The following is a 17,708-nucleotide window of genomic DNA, read 5'->3' as shown; positions in this document are numbered from 1 at the left end:
CCATTCCTTTCTTCCGCCTCGCCAACATGACCATCCAGACCGCCTTGATCTCCGTGTCCGACAAATCGGGCATCGTCGAATTTGCCCGGGAACTCGCCAATCGCGGCGTGTCGCTGCTGTCCACCGGCGGCACGGCCCGGCTACTGCGTGAAGCGGGGCTCGCAGTCACGGAAGTCGCGGACCACACCGGTTCCCCCGAAATCCTGGATGGCCGCGTCAAGACGCTGCACCCGCGCATCCACGGCGGACTGCTGGCCCGCCGAGATGATCCGGCCCACATGCAGACACTGAAGGAACAAAACATTCCGGCCATCGACCTGCTGGTCGTGAACCTGTACCCGTTCCTGAAGACCATCGCGCGCCCGGACTGCGTGCTGGCCGATGCCATCGAAAACATCGACATTGGCGGACCTTCCATGCTGCGCTCGGCCGCCAAGAACCACGGATCGCCCCAAGGCGGCGTCACGGTGGTGATCGACCCCGCCGACTACCCGCGCGTACTCGCCGACATGGACGGCCCCGCCCATCAACCGTCCTACGCGTTGCGTCTGGAGCTGGCCACCAAAGCCTTCGCTCACACGGCCGCCTACGACGGCGCCATCGCCGCCTACCTGAGTAGTCTGGCATCCCGTGAGCCAGCACCACAATCGGTACCCGAACGCGAGACCTGGCCACGTGTCCTGACGATACAGATGCAGCGCGAACAGGCGCTTCGATACGGCGAGAATCCGCACCAGGACGCAGCGTTCTACCACGACCTGCAGGTCGGCGACGGGATGCTGGCCGGCTACCACCAGATCCAGGGCAAGGAACTGTCCTACAACAATATCGCCGACGCCGACGCCGCCTGGGAATGCGTGCGCAGCTTCCCCACCACGACCTGCGTGATCGTCAAGCATGCCAACCCCTGCGGCGTCGCGCTGGGGGACACGCCGCTGCAGGCCTATCAGCAGGCTTTCAAGACCGACCCGACCTCAGCTTTCGGCGGCATCATCGCTTTCAATGAGGCCGTGGACGAAGCAACCGCGCAGGCGGTCGGTAAACAGTTTCTGGAAGTCCTGATCGCCCCTGCCTACACAGATGCCGCACTCACGGTGCTGGCCGCAAAGAAGAACGTACGCGTCCTCCAAGTCAAGCCTGGCCAGGCGCAAAACCCATTCGACGTCAAGCGCGTGGGCGGCGGCTGGCTGGTCCAGCACCCCGATAGCCGGGTGGCGCATGAGGCCGACTTCAAGGTCGTGACGCGCACCGCACCCACCGCAGCCCAGATGCAGGACCTGTCCTTCGCCTGGAACGTGGCGCGCTTCGTGAAATCCAATGCCATCGTGTTCTGCGGCCAGCGCATGACGCTGGGCGTGGGTGCCGGCCAGATGAGCCGCATCGACTCTGCCCGCATCGCCTCCATCAAGGCCGAGAAGGCCGGCCTGAGCCTGCAGGGCTCCGCTGTAGCCTCCGACGCCTTCTTCCCGTTCCGCGACGGGCTGGATGTGGTGGCCGAAGCAGGCGCCACCTGCGTGATCCAGCCGGGCGGCAGCATCCGTGATGGAGAAGTCATTGCAGCAGCGGACGAGCGCGGCATCGCGATGGTCTTCACCGGCACACGGCATTTCCGCCACTGATGCGCATTCTGGGGATCGACCCTGGTCTGCGGCGCACCGGCTTCGGCGTCATCGAAGCCAGCGGCGCGAGGCTGTGGTACGTCGCCAGCGGCACCATCGTGGTGCCTGCCGGGCAGCCCCTGTCCGAACGCCTGAAGGTGATTCTTGACAACCTGCGCGAGGTGGCGCGCGACGCACACCCCGACCAGGCCGCCATGGAAAAGGTCTTCCTGAACAAGAACCCCGCCTCCACGCTGCTGCTGGGACAAGCGCGCGGCGCCGCCCTGTGCGCGCTGGCCGACACGGGGCTATCAGTCCAGGAATACACCGCGCTGCAGATCAAGAAGGCCGTGGTGGGTACCGGCCACGCCAGCAAGGAACAGATTCAGGTCATGGTGCGCCACCTGCTGGCCCTGGACGGCACGCCCGCCCCTGATGCCGCCGATGCGCTGGCCTGTGCGATCTGCCACGCCCACTGCGCACCCCTGGCTGGGCGCCTCCAGGCGCTGGCCCCAGAAATCCTCTCACCCCGCACCCGGCGCCTGCGCACCGGGCGGCTCATTTCCTGAAAGGAAACACGACGCCATGATAGGCCGCATCACCGGGATCCTGCGCGAAATCACTCCGCCCACGCTGTGCGTCGAAACAGGTGGCCTGGGCTACGAAATCGACGTCCCCATGAGCACGCTCTACAAGCTGCCGGCCGTGGGCCAGACCGTCACCCTGCACACGCACCTGGCGATCCGCGAAGACGCCCATGTCCTGTACGGGTTCGCAACGCCAGCGGAACGGCGTGCGTTCCGGGCGCTGATCAAGGTCACCGGCATCGGAGCCCGCACGGCGCTGGCCGTACTCTCGGGACTGAGTGTCGAGGACCTGGCCGACGCCGTGGAGCGCCAGGAATCCGGACGGCTCGTGAAGGTCCCGGGGATTGGCAAGAAAACGGCCGAGCGTCTGCTGCTGGAACTGCGCGACAAGCTGGGCCCGGTCGCACCCGCACCGCGCGCCGACGGAACCTCGGTCGCTGGCGATGACGACGTGCTGCACGCGCTGCAAGCCTTGGGCTACTCGGCTCCTGAAGCCCGCAAGGCGATGGCCACGCTGCCGGCGGGTCTGAGCATTTCCGACAGCATCCGCCATGCGCTGAAGACATTGTCGCGCGCGTGACCCGAATGTCCACCCTCTTCGACGCCGACCTGGACCGCCCCCCCCTGGCCACGGCGTTGGATGCGCTCCAACAGGTCTTTGGCTACGAGTCATTCCGCGGCGAACAACAGGCCATCGTCCAACGACTGATCGACGGTGGCAATGCGCTGGTGCTGATGCCTACGGGGGGCGGGAAGTCGCTGTGCTACCAGATCCCGGCGCTGGTGCGCCCAGGCACGGGGGTGGTGATCTCACCCCTCATCGCGCTGATGCAGGATCAGGTCGACGCGCTGCAGGAGCTGGGCGTGCGAGCCGCGTTCCTGAATTCATCGCAAACACCGGGAGTTGCCCGAGAAGTCGAGCAGGCTTATCTGCGCGGCCAGCTCGATCTGCTCTACATCGCCCCCGAACGGCTGCTCACGCCGCGCTGTCTGGAGCTGCTCGCGCGCGGCCGTATCGCGCTCTTTGCCATCGACGAAGCGCACTGCGTCTCGCAATGGGGACACGACTTCCGGCCCGAGTACCAGCAACTGGACATTCTCGCGCAACGGTGGCCCACAGTCCCGCGAGTCGCGCTGACTGCCACAGCGACCGAAGCTACCCGCGCCGACATCATCACCTGCCTGAGCCTGCAGGACTCGCCACAGTTCATCGCCAGCTTTGATCGCCCCAATATCTGTTATCGCATCGTCGAAAAACACGAGGTCCGGCGGCAGCTGCTGAACTTCATCCGCGAAGAGCACGGCGGGGACTGCGGCATCGTCTACGCCCTATCGCGATCGCGAGTCGAGGACACGGCCGAATTCCTGAATCGCAACGGCCTCACGGCGCTGCCCTATCACGCCGGACTCCCTGCACCGACACGCGCCGAGCATCAGGCGCGATTCCTGCGCGAAGACGGCATCATCATGGTGGCGACGATCGCCTTCGGCATGGGCGTCAACAAACCCGACGTGCGCTTCGTCGCCCACATCGATTTGCCCAAGTCCATCGAGGGCTACTACCAGGAAACGGGACGAGCAGGCCGCGACAGCCTGCCGGCGGATGCCTGGCTCGCCTACGGGCTGCAAGATGTGGTCCAGCAACGGCGCATGATAGACGCGTCTGAAGGCGATGCCCTGCATCAGCGCCGACAGGTCCGGCAGCTCGACGCCATGCTGGCCCTCTGCGAAGCCGTCACCTGCCGCCGGCAGCAGCTTCTGGCCTATTTCGGGCAGACAGTGGAACCTTGCGGCAACTGCGACACCTGCCTGGAGCCACCCACCACTTGGGACGGCACCATCGCCGTCCAGAAGCTGCTGTCCGCGATCTACCGGCTCTGGCGAGAACGCGGCCAGCGCTTCGGCGGCGGACATATCATCGACATCCTGCGGGGCCAGATGACGGACCGTGTGAAACAGCATGACCACCAGTCACTGACGGTCTTCGGGGTAGGCGCCGACCTGACCACCGAAGCGTGGCGCGGCATCCTGCGCCAAGCCCTCGCTCTCGGCCTGCTGACGGTCGATCTGGAGGGCTATGGCACGCTGGCACTGACCCCCGCCAGCCGGGACGTGCTGAAAGGCGAACGCACGCTGATGCTGCGGCCGGTCGCACACGAAACGCACGCGAAGTCCGGCCGGCGATCCGCCCGCAGCGCCGACCTGGCCGCCGCGCTGCCACCCGACGCGCAGCAGCGCTTCGAGCGGCTACGCGCCTGGCGCGCCCAAGTCGCAAAGACGCACGGCGTCCCTGCGTATGTGATCTTCCACGACGCGACTCTGCGCGACATCGCGCTGCAACAGCCCCAGACCCTGGACGCACTGGGCACCATCAGCGGCGTGGGGATACGCAAGCGCGAAGCCTACGGCCCCGACGTGGTCGCCTGCCTGATGGATTCAACCAACGGCCAGTGATGCTGCCACATACCAGACCGACCACGCCACGATCACCTGCGAATAGGAGTAGATCGGCCGGTTCATGGCCTTGGGCGGTGCGTAATAGAACACCCCCAGGTACAGCAGTGTGAACCGCAGCCCGGGCTAAGCGGAGGTCAGCCGCGGAACAGATCGGGCGCGTTACCCGACACTGGCGCCTTCAGCCCCAGGTGTTCCCAGCAGCGGCGCGTGGCCACGCGGCCGCGCGGGGTGCGCTGCAGATAGCCGTTCTGGATCAGGTAGGGTTCGATGACGTCCTCGATGGTGTCGCGTTCCTCGCCAATCGCGGCGGCCAGGCTGTCCACCCCCACCGGCCCACCATCGAACTTGTGCACGATGGCTTCGAGCAGTTTGCGATCCATCAGGTCCAGACCTTCGGGGTCGACCTCGAGCATGGCCAGCGCGGCCTGGGCCGTGTTCACGTCGATGCGGCCCGCCGCCTTGACCTCTGCGTAGTCGCGCACGCGACGCAACAGGCGATTGGCAATGCGGGGGGTCCCGCGTGAACGACGAGCGATCTCGACGGCCCCTTCCGGAGAAGTCTCGGCCCCCAGCAGCCCCGCGCTGCGCCGGACGATGTGAGTCAGGTCTTCTGCCGAATAGAATTCCAGCCGCGAGACGATGCCGAAGCGGTCCCGCAGCGGATTGGTGAGCATGCCGGCCCGGGTCGTGGCGCCCACCAGCGTGAAAGGCTGCAGGTCGATCTTGACGCTACGGGCGGCCGGACCCTCGCCGATCAGGATGTCGATCTGGAAATCTTCCAGCGCCGGATAGAGAATTTCTTCGACGACCGGCGACAGGCGGTGGATCTCGTCGATGAACAAGACATCATTGCGTTCCAGATTGGTGAGCATCGCCGCCAGGTCCCCTGGGCGCTCCAGCACCGGCCCGGATGTCTGGCGCAACTGCACGCCCATTTCGTGGGCCACGATATGGGCCAGCGTGGTCTTGCCCAGCCCCGGCGGACCAAAGAGCAGCACATGATCCAGCGCCTCGCTGCGCTGGCGCGCCGCCGCGATGAAAATGCCCAGTTGCTCGCACACCCGCGGCTGGCCGACATAATCGGACAGGGTCTTGGGGCGCAGCGCCCGCTCGATGGAATCTTCGGTGAACGATTCGATATCGGGCGCCACCAGACGGGTGTCCTGGGGGGAAGACGACAGGGAATCCGCTTGAATGGCCATGGAAAATGCTGTGCTGATATCCAGTAGATGGGGGGTATGCTAACACCTGTGCCCGCGCACTGAAAGGCGCCGGTGCCACCCGGCACTAGCGTCGCCGAGGCGACAGGACAAAATCATCCTCGCTATCGACAGCCCGCTTCAATTCCGAATAGCGTTCCAGAAGCTCGGACTTGTACACCACGCCCAGCAATCGGGGCCGTGCCTCACGGCTCACCACCGGCAGGCGTTCGCCGCGAAAGGCGCTGAACTGCATCTGAGCCTCATCCAGGCTCAGATCGGGATACAGCGGCTTGACGAAATCCAGCCGCAGCACCTCGCCGCAGGTCTTGGACTGCACATCGACCTCGCCCAGCATCATGCGGGTGAGGTCCTGCTGCGCAATCACACCCTGCCAGACATCGCTGGCGTCCGTGACATACAGATAGCGCACTGGATAATCCAGGAACATCTCCTGTGCCCGACGCACCGGGGCATCCGTGTGAATCACGGTCTGCGCTGGCCGCATGAGGCTGTCCAGCCGGGCCGTTCGCAACTGCTGGCGCAGGGCCTGGCTTTCTTCATGGTGCAAAGTCACCTGATACATCACGGCCTGCGCCAGGCCGCGCGACACGAAATATGCCACCACGCAGGCGAGCACCAGCGGCAGCACCATCTGGTAGCTCAGCGTCATCTCGAACACCATCAGAATGGCCATGAAGGGCGCACTGGTGGCAGCTGCCAGAAAGGCCCCCATGCCCACCAGAGCGAGCGTAGTGCCATGCCCGGCCAGCACGGGCCAGGCACCGGTCAGCACCTGAGCAAACAACATGCCCAATGCCGCCCCCACGAACAGGGTGGGCGTGAACACGCCGCCAATGGCGCCCGACCCAGCCGTCAGTGCCGTGGCCAGCACCTTGAACAACAGCATCCAGAGGACGGTCTGCCAGACCCAGGAGCCGTGCAGCAATGCCACCACCACGCTGTTGCCGTTGCCGGCCATCTCGGGTACCTGGGTAAGCACGCCACCGAGCAGCAGCCCACCCAACGCGAGGCGCAACGAAAGCGGCAGCTTCGTCCGTTCGAACAGCGTCTTCACGACGTGCACGAACCGCAGGAACTGGGCGGCCCCCACCCCGGCAATGATGCCCAGGGCCAGGCAAGGCAGAATGATTTCAGCCGAGACCGGCGGCAGGTCCGGCATGGGGTAGCGGGCGACGTACTCGCCGCTCAGATGCATCACCAGGCTGGAGACTGTGCCGGCCATGAGCAGCGGACCGAAGTTCTGGAAGGACATGGATCCCAGGATGATCTCGCCCACGAACACCGCACCGGCGATGGGAGCGCCATATGCGGCTGAGACCCCGGCCGCTGCCCCGCAGGCCACCAGCAGGCGCAGACGGGCCGTATCGATGTGCAGGAATCGTCCCAGCCCGGAAGCAGCCAGCGAGGCCAGATGCACCATCGCGCCTTCGCGCCCGATGGAGCCTCCTGTGGCGACGGTACACAGCGACGACAGGGACCGCAGGATCCCCTGCGGGATGGACATGCGGCCATCACCGATGGCGACGGCCTCCATGTAGCTCGAATGTGGATCGTGGGAGACCTTGTGCGCCGCCTGCAGCAGAAACCCCGCGCACAGCCCCCCCACGGCCGGAATCACCAGGCGCATCCCCCAGGACAGGCTTCGCGTGACCTGGACGATGGAACCGGACTGCCCGGCGTAAAGCTGCTGGATCAGATGGATGCCGGCATGAAAGGCAATGGTGACCACCGCTCCGCCCGCTCCGGCCAGAGCAGCCCAGCACAGCATGGCGACCACGCCATCCGCACGCAGCAGGGCCCGGGGGAAGTGCACGAGGTCAGCCCCGGAAATCCGGTGGACGTGGCGGACGCGACAGACCCAACATGCGCCAGTACACCCAGAGGTTGAAGATCAGGGCCACGGGCAACGCCACGACCGTGGCGGACAGCGCCAACCGCAGCGTGGCCACAGGGGCGGCCGCATCCCACAGCGTGACCTCATCCAGCACCAGATAGGGGAAGAAGCTGTAGGCCAAGCCGCCCAGCACCACCAGGAAGATCAGCAGCACCAGCGCAAACGGCGCGGCCGACGCTCGATAGCTACGGTTCATCAGCCGCTGAAGCGTCATCTCCGTCAGCACGAAGCACAGCAGCAGCGTTCCCCAGACGAAGCCCACGGCACGCCAATGCTCGCCGTCGCCCCATTTGAGAAAAACGCCGGCATTGGAGAAATCCAGCACCACGGCAACCCCCACCGCCCCCACCGCGCTCCAGCGCAAAGTGCGGCGCGCCCAATGCAGCGCCCGGATCCGCAGTTCGCCTGCTTCACGCATCATGAGCCAGGTCGCTCCCAGCAGACTGTATCCCGCTACCGAGCAAGCCCCCATGAGCAGCGCAAACCCGGTATAGCCGGGGCCGCTCTCATAGGCCACGCTGATCCTCGCCAGCATGTACCCGTGAGCGAACGCCGTGAGCACCGACCCGGCGCCAAACCCCAGTTGCCAGCGCCGCTGACGCTGCTCGGGCGCCCGCAGCCGCCACTCGAAGCAGGCCGAACGCAACAGCGTACCCAGGGCAAGCAGGGACAACGGCACATACAGGCGCCCCAGCGTCTGAGACCAGGCGTAGGGAAATGCCCCCGCAAACAACCCGACCCCCAGAAAGAGCCAGAATTCATTCGCATCCCGCCATGGTACGAGCAGCGACAACATGCGGGGGCGCAAGGCACGCGGCGCCACCAGCGACACACAGCCCACACCGATGTCGAAGCCGTCCAGCAGCACACCGGCGACCACCGTGGCAAAAAACACGGCCATCAGGGCCAGCGGCATCCAGAACGCCGGGTCCTGCGCACCCAAGCCCAGCGCCGCTGCCAGCGATTCGATCATGCGCGCCCCCGATGTCGGGCAACTGGCACCACGCCAAACCGGGTGGTGTGCAGCAGCAGTTGATGAAACCCCAGCGCGAGCACCGCATAGACGATCAGGTGCAGCACCAGGCCGCCCCACAAGGTCTCCTGGTTCTGGGTCGTGCCGACTTCACGCAATGTGATCGTGCCGTAGACGGCATAGGGTAGGCTGCCCACCAGCACATGTGCCCAACCCGCCGCCTGCAGGACCACGGCGCCCCACATCATGACGCGCAGGCGCACGCGGCCACCTGCGGTCAGCACGTCCGGCTCGTAATGCTGGCGGGAACCGCGCCAGAGGCTCCAGAATGCCGCCACTGCCAGCAGCAGCGTCAGCATGACCGCCAGGCGGGCCGATACGTAGGTCGGCCAGACGGGCGGACTGACGCCGGCCAGGTCCTTCAACCCCTTCAACCAGCCCGGCACCTGCGGCATCCAGTCCGAGCCCTGCGGGCCATACAGCGCCCATGCATTGCGCAGCGCATCCAGGTCCAGCCACGCCAGCAGTGTCAGGCGATCCGGCGACCCGCTGCGCCACTGAGGAATCACCGCAGCCAGCCGCGTCGGCTGGACCGGCAGCAGCTCGAGGCCGAGCTTGGCTGCGAGAAGTGCCTGCAGCACCAGCGCGATCAGCAGCAGCCACAGCCCGACTGCGTAGACACTGCGGTCTCCCTCGTCGCTGGGGCGAGTATCGGTCCGCACGGCCGTCACTGCCAGCATCAGCGTCGCCGCGAGAACCATGCCGCCCGTCAGCAGCACCCCGAAGAGCGCAGGCGCGGCACCGCCCATCACAGCGAACCAATCCGAGATCTGATAGTGGTTCTCGGACAGTGTCGTGCCTACCGGCCACTGCATCCAGGCCAGTAGCGTCACAATCCAGTAAGCCGTGAGCGAGGTCCCCACCGCCACCATGGCCACTACCAGCGTATGCGTCCGGTCCGACAGCGAGCGCTGTCCGTACAGCATGGCACCCAGGAAACAGGACTTGAAGACAAAAGCCGTCAGCACGGTCATGGCCACCAGCGGGCCCACGACCTCGCCAGCGCGATCCATGATGCGCGGCCACAGGGTGCCGAACTGCAGCAGCAGCGGCAGACTGGCACCAAAGCCCAGCATCAGCGTAAGGGCGAACACCCGCACCCAGAACCGATAGGCGAGCAGCGCCGCCGTGCTGCGGTGCGCACGCAGCCTGAGTCCAAAAAGCACCCAAGCCAGGCCCAGTTCCAGAGAGAGGAAAAACAGCACGAACCCCAGACTCAGGTAAAACTGGGTCAACGACAGAACCCATGCGGTTTGCGTCATAATGTGCGCTAGTTTAGATTATGACCCGGAAGTATGACCACCGATACCGTGCCCGCCTCGAATTTCCTGCGCACCATCATCGACAATGACCTGGGCTCGGGGCTGTATCAGAACCGGCGCTGGGCACCGCCGCCCAGCCCGGCCGAAGTCCGCCAGGCCGGCGAGATCGACCCGGCCCGCATCCGCACGCGCTTTCCGCCCGAACCCAACGGCTACCTGCACATCGGGCACGCCAAAAGCATCTGCCTGAATTTTGGCCTGGCCCGCGACTACCAGGGTATCTGCCACCTGCGGTTCGACGACACCAACCCCGAGAAAGAAGAGGACGAATATGTCCAGGCAATCGCCGACATAGTGCGCTGGCTAGGCTTCGACTGGACGCAGAATGGCACGGAACATCGCTACTTCGCCAGCGACTACTTCAAGACGCTGTACCGTTTCGCCGAATCGCTGGTACAGGCTGGATACGCCTATGTCGACGAACAATCGGCCGATGAAATGCGGGCCACGCGCGGCACGCTGACCGAACCCGGCATCAACTCCCCGTGGCGTGACCGCCCGGCGGCGGAGTCACTGGCACTGCTGCGCGAAATGCGGGCCGGACGGCATCCGGACGGCAGCATGGCACTACGCGCGCGCATCGACATGGGCTCACCCAACATCAACCTGCGCGACCCTGTGCTGTACCGCATCCGCCATGCAAGCCACCACCGTACGGGCGATGCCTGGTGCATCTACCCCATGTACGCCTGGGCCCACCCGGTCGAAGACGCACTGGAGGGCATCACCCACAGCATCTGCACGCTGGAATTTGAAGATCAGCGCCCGTTCTACGACTGGATCCTGCGGAAACTCGCCGAACTGGGCGAACTGGCGGAGCCGTTGCCTCACCAGCACGAATTCGCCCGCCTGAACCTGAGCTATGTGGTCACGAGCAAGCGCAAGCTGCGCCAGCTCGTCGAAGAAGGCCACGTCAGCGGCTGGGACGACCCGCGCATGCCCACACTGGTCGGGCTACGTCGGCGCGGTTACACGCCCGGCGCCATCCGCCTGTTCTGCGAGCGTCTGGGCGTTTCCAAGTCCGACTCCCGCATCGACTACAGCCTCCTGGAACAGGCCCTGCGGGACGATCTGGATCCGGTCGCCACTCGGGCCGTGGCCGTCCTGGATCCTATCCGTCTGGTCCTGACCAATTTCCCGGCCGACCGCACCGAGATGTGCTCGGCCCCCAGCAATCCCCACGACCCTCAGAGCACGCGCCGCGAATTCCCGCTGACGCGTGAACTCTGGATCGAACGCGACGACTTCCGGGAGGAACCGCCGCGGAAATACTTCCGCCTGTACCCCGGCAATCTGGTGCGGCTCAAATACGGCTATGTGGTGCGCTGCACCGGCTGCGTCAAGAACGCCCAAGGCGAGATCATCGAGGTCCACGCGGAATACCTGCCTGACACGCGTAGCGGCACACCCGGTGCCGACAGTGTGAAGGTCAAGGGCGCCATCACCTGGGTCAGCACCGCGCACGCCGTCCCGGCGGAGATCCGCCTCTATGACCGTCTGTTCGCCGACCCACACCCCGACGGCGGCGACCGAAACTTCCTCGAGGCCCTGAACCCGGATTCCTGCCGTACAGTCCGGGCCTGGCTGGAGCCAGGCGTCCGGGCCGAGCCTGGCGCCAGCTGGCAGTTCGAACGCCTGGGCTACTTTGTGGCCGACCGGGAACTGTCATCGCCAGATCACCCCATTCTCAACCGTGCGGCCACGCTGCGCGATACCTGGGCATAGGACGCATATGGCCAAAACATCCACTGCCCTGGATTTCAAGAGCGCCACCCTTTACGCCCTGCGGGCCGTCCTGCACGACCAGGATACCGACACACTGGTAACAGCGTTGGACGCCCGCATGCGCGAGGCGGGGGCGTTTTACGAGAACGAACCGGTCGTCATCGACGCCCAGGGACTGACCGAATCCCCGGATTGGGAGGCGCTGGCTGCCGCGCTGCGCCGGCACCACCTGCACCCCATCGGCGTACACGCCAGCGCTGAATTGCAAGCACAAGCTGCCCAATCGGGCCTGGCTCCGCTCGACATTTCCGCGAGCCCGGCAGCCACAGCAGGATCGGGCAGCAGAACTTCAAAACCTGCACAGGCCGCCCGCAAGACCGCATCAACCGAGAAACCCGTAGCAGCCGAGCGTGACGGCGCTACCTCCGCAGCCGCTACCGGCGAGACGCTGGTGGTGCGCCACCCGCTGCGCTCGGGCCAGCGCATCTACGCCAAGGGCACCGATCTGATCGTCATGGGGATGGTCAGTCAGGGCGCCGAGGTCATCGCCGACGGCAATATCCACGTCTACGGACCGCTGCGGGGCAAGGCCATGGCAGGCGCCCACGGGCGCACCGATGCCATGATCCTCACCACCCAACTGGATCCGGAGCTGCTGGCTATCGCTGGCGTCTATCGCGTGATCGAGACGCGCCTGCCAGACAGCCTGCAGAACCGGCCTGCCCAGGTTTCCCTGGACGGCGACACACTACGCATCCGCACGCTGGATGAATCGGACGGATCACTTTGACCACAAAGGGAACCGGATACCATCCGTCACACGCGATGAAGGCAGGCTCTCATCGAATCCGGCTTTTTGCTTTACGATGTCATGAATTTTGAACAGAGGGGAAACCATTCACCATGGCGCGCATCGTTGTAGTCACCTCCGGCAAGGGAGGCGTGGGCAAGACAACCTCCAGCGCAAGTTTTTCGGCCGGCCTGGCCATGCGCGGTCACAAGACAGTGGTCATTGATTTCGATGTCGGACTCCGCAACCTGGACCTCATCATGGGTTGCGAGCGTCGCGTCGTATACGACTTCGTCAACGTGATCCAGGGTGAGGCTTCGCTGAACCAGGCCCTGATTCGCGACAAGCAGCTCGAAAACCTCTATATCTTGCCGGCCTCCCAGACACGCGACAAGGAAGCCCTGACCCGCGATGGCGTAGGCAAGGTTCTGGAAGACCTGGCCGAAATGGACTTCGAATACATTGTCTGCGATTCCCCCGCCGGCATCGAAACGGGTGCGCTGATGGCCGCGTATTTTGCGGATGACGCCCTGGTGGTCACCAACCCTGAAGTCTCATCGGTGCGCGATTCGGACCGCATTCTGGGCATCCTGTCGGCCAAATCACGCCGGGCCGAGCGCGGCGAGGACCCCGTGAAGGAGCACCTGCTGCTCACGCGGTACAACGCCAAGCGCGTATCCGAGGGCGAGATGCTGTCGCTGAACGACATCGAGGACATCCTGCGCATCCGGCTGATCGGCGTCATCCCCGAATCCGAGATCGTGCTGCAAGCCTCCAACCAGGGGATCCCGGCCATTCACATCCGCGACAGCGAGGTGTCCGACGCCTACCAGGACGTCGTGGCGCGCTACCTCGGCGAAGAGAAACCGCTGCGTTTCGTAGACTACGAGAAGCCCGGCCTGTTCAAGCGCCTGTTCGGGGGGAAATGATCATGTCTTTCCTGGATTTCCTACGCGGTGAGAAGAAATCGTCCGCCAGCATCGCAAAGGACCGGCTGCAGCTCATCCTGATCAACCGGCGCGGCAGTGGCAGTAACGGTCCGGACTTCCTGCCTCAGCTCCAGAAGGAACTGATCGCTGTAATCTCCAAGTATGTGAACGTCAACCCCGACGACATCAAGGTCAACCTGGACCGCCAGGACTCGCTGGAAGTCCTGGAAGTCAAGATCGAGATGCCGCAAGCCCAGCCGCGGCCATCGGCCTGAACGCGATCCGACACACCTGTTTCGCAGGCTCCCCTCCACGCAGTGGAGCGGCATGCCTTCCCTACTGCAACCAAGTCAGTGTGGCCCATACGACCAGTGGTACCGTCGCCACCGACAGGATGTTGCCCAGCAGGACCACGCCGGCCACTGTCCGGGGCTCCACCCGGTACTGCTCGCTGAGCAGGTAATTCAGGACCGCCGGCGGCAGCATCGCCGACAGGGACACGAGCCGCATCCATTCCGGGGTCAGTGGCAGCAACCAGAACACGATGGGCAGCGTGATCAGCCCCGCCAGCAGATACAGGCCATTGACCTTCAGCGCCAGCCCGATCTGATCGATACGGTCCTGCGACAGGCGCACCCCCAGGCCAAACAGCATCAGCGGGATGGCGATCTGCCCCGTCAGATCCACCGATGTCGTGACGAACTGTGGAATCCACGCCCGATAAGGCGCCAACGCGACCCCCAGCACCGCCGCCCAGATATTGGGGTTCTTCAGCCACAACCATCGATTGCCACCCGGCGACAACAGCATCAGCCCGATGGAAAACTGCAGCAGGTTGGAGATCACAAACAGAATGACAATGTCGCCCAGCAGATCCTTGCCATAGGCCAGCATCATGATCGGAATACCGATGTTGCCCGTGTTGCGGAACATGCCGGGGACCAGGAACCCGGCACGAGTCCGCGTCAGAGGCGGCACCAGTGCGAGCAGCAACCCCGGGATGAGAATGATGAGGGCAGCCGCGGCGACCAGCGGCCAGGCCTGCGACAGATTCATCGGATTGTCGAGCAACGCTGAAAACACCAGCGCCGGGCAGAACACCACCACATTGGCGTGGTTGATGAACCCCATATCCGGGAGCCGCGTCTGGCGGCGTCCGAAAACGGATCCCAGGGCGGCAACTGCAAACACGGGCAGGACGATGTTCAGCAGGGTGAGCAGCATGGCGGGGCCGCGGGATCAATCGACACAAAGCTTGGAGTGTACAGCGCGGCATCGGCCCGCACCCTGGATCGCCCGCTACGGCCGGCCCGGCGTTCGCGCCAGGCAAAAAAGAAGCGCCCCGAAGGGCGCCCGCGGCGATCAAAGCGCCGGACCGGGGCTGCGCTTCATCGATTTTTTCCGATCTGGTCGCCGATGATGCCGCCAATGGCCGCGCCACCCACAGTACCCAGGATTCCGCCACCGGAAATGACGGCACCCGCCACACCGCCCAGGCCAGCGCCTGTGACGGTGGATTTTTGCCGATAGCTCATGTTGTCCCAAGAGGAGCACCCGGCCATGGCGGTGGCCAGCAGCACGGCCACGCTCAGTTTTCCGAATGTCGTGAGGGTCATGAAGTTCTCCTTTTCGAATGGAATGATGTCCGGAATGCCACAGAGGCACCGTCGATACCTTTATATACCAGCCCACCCGCCGAAACTGTGAGCCGACACTACATTTGTTTCGGACACCGGGCGCCCATGGCCTACTTCACAAGCTTCAGTACATCCCGAAACGCCGGGTGCGCCGGGGTTTCCTGCCACTCGTAGATGGCCATCTCGATTGTGATCGTTTCAAGCCCGTAGTGCCGCCAGCGCTGACAGGCGATCGACTGATCCTCGGGCCGACGCGAACCCACGCCATCCGTCACCAGGACAGGCCGGTACCCTGCCTGAGCCAAGCCCAGCCCCGTTTGTAACACGCAAATGTGGGCTTCGGTGCCTGTCAACAACACGCGGGTCCGCCCGCGAGGCCATTGCGCCAGAAAATCGGGCTCGCGGCAGGCGTTGAAATGCGTCTTGGCCCGGACCCTGTCCACGTGAACCGCGAGCGATGGCTCCGTCGGGCCAATCTTATCCGGACAATGCTCGGTGGCCCAGACCGGCACGGACAGCAGCCGAGCTGCCTGAGCCAACCGCGCCACGCGCCGCACCAGTGCCTGGGCATCATCGATGGCGGGCAAAAGCCTGTCCTGCATGTCCACGATGAGCAACAGGCTGCGATGAGCCGCCAACAGCGCCGAATCAACAGTGACCGCCTTCATTGCAACCCCTGCTCTATTTCAGGGCCTTGTACCGCAGGCGATGCGGCCGCGCCGCTTCCTCGCCCAGGCGCACCCGTTTGTCGGCCTCGTATTCCTGATAGTTTCCATCAAAGAACACGATGCGGGAATCCCCCTCGAAAGCCAGGATGTGCGTGGCGATCCGGTCCAGGAACCAGCGGTCGTGGCTGATCACCAGTACGCAACCGGCGAATTCCAGCAGCGCGTCTTCCAGCGCGCGCAGGGTTTCCACATCCAGATCGTTCGAGGGTTCATCCAGCAACAGGACGTTGCCGCCCGCGATCAATGTCTTGGCCAGATGCAAGCGGCCACGCTCGCCCCCGGACAGCTTGCCCACCCGCTTGTTCTGATCGGCCCCCTTGAAGTTGAAACGCCCCAGATAAGCCCGCGACGACATCTCGAAGCGGCCGACCGTCAGCAAGTCGGCGCCATCGGAGATGGCCTCGAAGACTGTCTTGTCGTCCGGCAGCGAGCCGCGCGACTGATCCACGTGGGACAGTTTCACGGTCTGGCCCAGCACGATTTCGCCGGAATCCGGTTTTTCCGCGCCCGTGATCAGGCGGAACAACGTGGACTTACCCGCACCGTTCGCCCCGATGATGCCCATGATCGCGCCGGCCGGAACCTTGAAACTCAGGCCATCCATCAGCACGCGGTCACCGAAGGACTTGGCGACGTCACGGAATTCGATGACCTCGTTGCCCAGGCGCTCGGCCACGGGAATGAAGATTTCCTGGGTCTCATTGCGCTTCTGGTAGTCCACCGAGGACAATTCCTCGAAGCGAGCCAGGCGCGCCTTGGCCTTGGCCTGGCGGCCCTTGGGATTCTGCCGCACCCACTCGAGTTCTTTCTTGATGGTACGCTGGCGCGCCGATTCGGCGGCCTCTTCGTGCTTGAGCCGGTCTTCCTTCTGCTCCAGCCAAGAGCTGTAGTTGCCCTTCCAGGGAATGCCGTGGCCGCGGTCCAGCTCCAGGATCCATTCGGCCACATTGTCCAGGAAATACCGGTCATGGGTCACGGCCACCACGGTACCGGGAAACTGGTGCAGGAAAGTCTCCAGCCATTCCACCGATTCGGCATCCAGGTGGTTGGTGGGCTCGTCGAGGAGCAGCATGTCCGGCTTGGACAGCAGCAGCCGACAAAGCGCCACGCGGCGCTTTTCACCGCCCGACAAGTGGCCGACAACGGCATCCCATGCCGGCAAACGCAAAGCGTCCGCCGCGATCTCCATTTGGGTCTCGATGTCATCGCTGCCACTGGTGGCGGAGGCTGCAATCACGGCTTCGAGCCGAGCCTGTTCAGCGGCCAACGCATCGAAATCCGCATCGGGTTCCGCATACGCCGCATACACCTCGTCGAGCCGTTTGCGAGCTTCGAAGACCTCGCCCAGTCCGGCTTCGACCGCCTGGCGAACCGTGTGTTCCGGATCCAGCTGCGGTTCCTGGGGCAGATAGCCGATCTTCAGCCCCGGCATGGGTATAGCCTCGCCTTCGATGTCAGTGTCCACCCCCGCCATGATCTTCAGCAGGGTCGATTTGCCGGAGCCATTGAGGCCCAGCACGCCGATCTTGGCGCCCGGGAAGAAAGACAGGGAGATATCCCGCAGGATCTGGCGTTTGGGCGGCACGATCTTGCCGACCCGGTTCATGGAATATACGTACTGTGCCATCAAGCAACCGTCAAAACTGCGGGCCGAAGGATTCAACCGCGCGACAGGACGATTGTAGGCTGCAACCCGGGCAAAACCCAATCCGGCTGCTCCTGGCAACTGGCCGACATCCAGCCGAAACCCGTAAAATCACTCTTGCCGCCCCCTTTTTCGATGAG

The 17,708-nt window shown here is 64.5% G+C and carries 16 protein-coding genes; 8 read left to right on the top strand and 8 right to left on the bottom strand.

The genetic code is table 11. The annotated features are described in order from the left end of the window. Positions 1 to 26: 26 nt before the first annotated feature. The 4 genes from purH to recQ are packed head-to-tail and all read left to right on the top strand — an operon-like array spanning position 27 to position 4,639. Positions 27 to 1,619, top strand: a complete 1,593-nt coding sequence (gene purH, locus EPN31_RS05740; protein ID WP_291770647.1) for a bifunctional phosphoribosylaminoimidazolecarboxamide formyltransferase/IMP cyclohydrolase — start codon at positions 27 to 29, stop codon at positions 1,617 to 1,619. Beyond that, entirely contained in the window at positions 1,619 to 2,167 is a 549-nt protein-coding gene (ruvC, locus tag EPN31_RS05735; protein ID WP_291770646.1) for a crossover junction endodeoxyribonuclease RuvC, read from the top strand. Before purH ends, ruvC begins: the two co-directional genes overlap by 1 nt. Positions 2,168 to 2,183: 16 nt before the next feature. Beyond that, on the top strand, positions 2,184 to 2,765 hold the full coding sequence (ruvA, locus tag EPN31_RS05730; protein WP_291770645.1) for a Holliday junction branch migration protein RuvA: 582 nt from the start codon (positions 2,184 to 2,186) through the stop codon (positions 2,763 to 2,765). A gap of 5 nt (positions 2,766 to 2,770) precedes the next feature. Further along, the gene (gene recQ / locus EPN31_RS05725) at positions 2,771 to 4,639 is read left to right on the top strand and encodes a DNA helicase RecQ (RefSeq protein WP_291770644.1); all 1,869 of its coding nucleotides are present in this window, start codon (positions 2,771 to 2,773) and stop codon (positions 4,637 to 4,639) included. A gap of 137 nt (positions 4,640 to 4,776) precedes the next feature. Here recQ and ruvB read toward each other — a convergent pair whose 3' ends face one another. The 4 genes from ruvB to EPN31_RS05705 form a co-directional block, all read right to left on the bottom strand. Then, positions 4,777 to 5,844, bottom strand: a complete 1,068-nt coding sequence (gene ruvB / locus EPN31_RS05720; RefSeq protein ID WP_291770643.1) for a Holliday junction branch migration DNA helicase RuvB — start codon at positions 5,842 to 5,844, stop codon at positions 4,777 to 4,779. An 85-nt stretch (positions 5,845 to 5,929) separates the two neighbouring features. Continuing rightward, positions 5,930 to 7,678 carry a ClcB-like voltage-gated chloride channel protein gene (locus tag EPN31_RS05715; RefSeq protein WP_291770642.1) on the bottom strand — a complete coding sequence of 583 codons (1,749 nt, stop codon included), beginning with the start codon at positions 7,676 to 7,678 and terminating at the stop codon, positions 5,930 to 5,932. A 4-nt stretch (positions 7,679 to 7,682) separates the two neighbouring features. Next, positions 7,683 to 8,732, bottom strand: coding sequence for a cytochrome d ubiquinol oxidase subunit II (locus tag EPN31_RS05710; RefSeq protein WP_291770640.1), 1,050 nt, complete (start codon positions 8,730 to 8,732; stop codon positions 7,683 to 7,685). Then, a complete protein-coding gene (locus tag EPN31_RS05705) occupies positions 8,729 to 10,054 on the bottom strand; it encodes a cytochrome ubiquinol oxidase subunit I (protein ID WP_291770639.1) in 1,326 nt (441 codons plus the stop codon). Before EPN31_RS05705 ends, EPN31_RS05710 begins: the two co-directional genes overlap by 4 nt. Before the next feature lie 33 nt (positions 10,055 to 10,087). Here EPN31_RS05705 and EPN31_RS05700 point away from each other — a divergent pair, with 33 nt between their 5' ends. The 4 genes from EPN31_RS05700 (at position 10,088) to minE (ending at position 13,833) form a co-directional block, all read left to right on the top strand. Continuing rightward, complete coding sequence (locus tag EPN31_RS05700) at positions 10,088 to 11,839, top strand: glutamine--tRNA ligase/YqeY domain fusion protein (RefSeq protein ID WP_291770638.1); 1,752 nt, start codon at positions 10,088 to 10,090, stop codon at positions 11,837 to 11,839. A 7-nt stretch (positions 11,840 to 11,846) separates the two neighbouring features. Next, positions 11,847 to 12,629: a septum site-determining protein MinC gene (gene minC / locus EPN31_RS05695; protein WP_291770637.1), complete on the top strand. Its 783-nt coding sequence runs from the start codon at positions 11,847 to 11,849 to the stop codon at positions 12,627 to 12,629. Positions 12,630 to 12,742: 113 nt separating this feature from the next. Then, positions 12,743 to 13,558: a septum site-determining protein MinD gene (minD, locus tag EPN31_RS05690; protein WP_291770636.1), complete on the top strand. Its 816-nt coding sequence runs from the start codon at positions 12,743 to 12,745 to the stop codon at positions 13,556 to 13,558. Between the two features lie 2 nt (positions 13,559 to 13,560). Continuing rightward, positions 13,561 to 13,833 (top strand): cell division topological specificity factor MinE, encoded by a 273-nt coding sequence (minE, locus tag EPN31_RS05685; protein ID WP_291770635.1) that lies wholly within the window; start codon positions 13,561 to 13,563, stop codon positions 13,831 to 13,833. 61 nt (positions 13,834 to 13,894) lie between these two features. Here the strand turns inward: minE and EPN31_RS05680 are convergent, their stop codons facing one another. The 4 genes from EPN31_RS05680 to ettA form a co-directional block, all read right to left on the bottom strand. Further along, positions 13,895 to 14,782 carry an AEC family transporter gene (locus tag EPN31_RS05680; protein ID WP_291770634.1) on the bottom strand — a complete coding sequence of 296 codons (888 nt, stop codon included), beginning with the start codon at positions 14,780 to 14,782 and terminating at the stop codon, positions 13,895 to 13,897. 164 nt (positions 14,783 to 14,946) lie between these two features. Beyond that, complete coding sequence (locus EPN31_RS05675) at positions 14,947 to 15,174, bottom strand: glycine zipper 2TM domain-containing protein (protein WP_291770632.1); 228 nt, start codon at positions 15,172 to 15,174, stop codon at positions 14,947 to 14,949. A 131-nt stretch (positions 15,175 to 15,305) separates the two neighbouring features. Next, positions 15,306 to 15,863: an isochorismatase family protein gene (locus tag EPN31_RS05670; protein WP_291770631.1), complete on the bottom strand. Its 558-nt coding sequence runs from the start codon at positions 15,861 to 15,863 to the stop codon at positions 15,306 to 15,308. A gap of 13 nt (positions 15,864 to 15,876) precedes the next feature. After that, positions 15,877 to 17,550, bottom strand: a complete 1,674-nt coding sequence (ettA, locus tag EPN31_RS05665) for an energy-dependent translational throttle protein EttA (protein WP_291770630.1) — start codon at positions 17,548 to 17,550, stop codon at positions 15,877 to 15,879. Positions 17,551 to 17,708: the final 158 nt, after the last annotated feature.

This window comes from Castellaniella sp., from assembly GCF_004321985.1.
In the GTDB taxonomy this organism is placed as follows: Bacteria; Pseudomonadota; Gammaproteobacteria; order Burkholderiales; family Burkholderiaceae_B; genus Castellaniella.
Note: the sequence above shows the minus strand (reverse complement) of the source record. Positions and strands in the feature narration are given on the sequence as shown.

Coding starts and splice junctions, on each gene's coding strand:
- purH (WP_291770647.1), top strand. CDS start 27: ATGACCATCCAGACCGCCTTGATCTCCGTGTCCGACAAATCGGGCATC.
- ruvC (WP_291770646.1), top strand. CDS start 1,619: ATGCGCATTCTGGGGATCGACCCTGGTCTGCGGCGCACCGGCTTCGGC.
- ruvA (WP_291770645.1), top strand. CDS start 2,184: ATGATAGGCCGCATCACCGGGATCCTGCGCGAAATCACTCCGCCCACG.
- recQ (WP_291770644.1), top strand. CDS start 2,771: ATGTCCACCCTCTTCGACGCCGACCTGGACCGCCCCCCCCTGGCCACG.
- ruvB (WP_291770643.1), bottom strand. CDS start 5,844: ATGGCCATTCAAGCGGATTCCCTGTCGTCTTCCCCCCAGGACACCCGT.
- EPN31_RS05710 (WP_291770640.1), bottom strand. CDS start 8,732: ATGATCGAATCGCTGGCAGCGGCGCTGGGCTTGGGTGCGCAGGACCCG.
- EPN31_RS05705 (WP_291770639.1), bottom strand. CDS start 10,054: ATGACGCAAACCGCATGGGTTCTGTCGTTGACCCAGTTTTACCTGAGT.
- EPN31_RS05700 (WP_291770638.1), top strand. CDS start 10,088: ATGACCACCGATACCGTGCCCGCCTCGAATTTCCTGCGCACCATCATC.
- minC (WP_291770637.1), top strand. CDS start 11,847: ATGGCCAAAACATCCACTGCCCTGGATTTCAAGAGCGCCACCCTTTAC.
- minD (WP_291770636.1), top strand. CDS start 12,743: ATGGCGCGCATCGTTGTAGTCACCTCCGGCAAGGGAGGCGTGGGCAAG.
- minE (WP_291770635.1), top strand. CDS start 13,561: ATGTCTTTCCTGGATTTCCTACGCGGTGAGAAGAAATCGTCCGCCAGC.
- EPN31_RS05680 (WP_291770634.1), bottom strand. CDS start 14,782: ATGCTGCTCACCCTGCTGAACATCGTCCTGCCCGTGTTTGCAGTTGCC.
- EPN31_RS05675 (WP_291770632.1), bottom strand. CDS start 15,174: ATGACCCTCACGACATTCGGAAAACTGAGCGTGGCCGTGCTGCTGGCC.
- EPN31_RS05670 (WP_291770631.1), bottom strand. CDS start 15,863: ATGAAGGCGGTCACTGTTGATTCGGCGCTGTTGGCGGCTCATCGCAGC.
- ettA (WP_291770630.1), bottom strand. CDS start 17,550: ATGGCACAGTACGTATATTCCATGAACCGGGTCGGCAAGATCGTGCCG.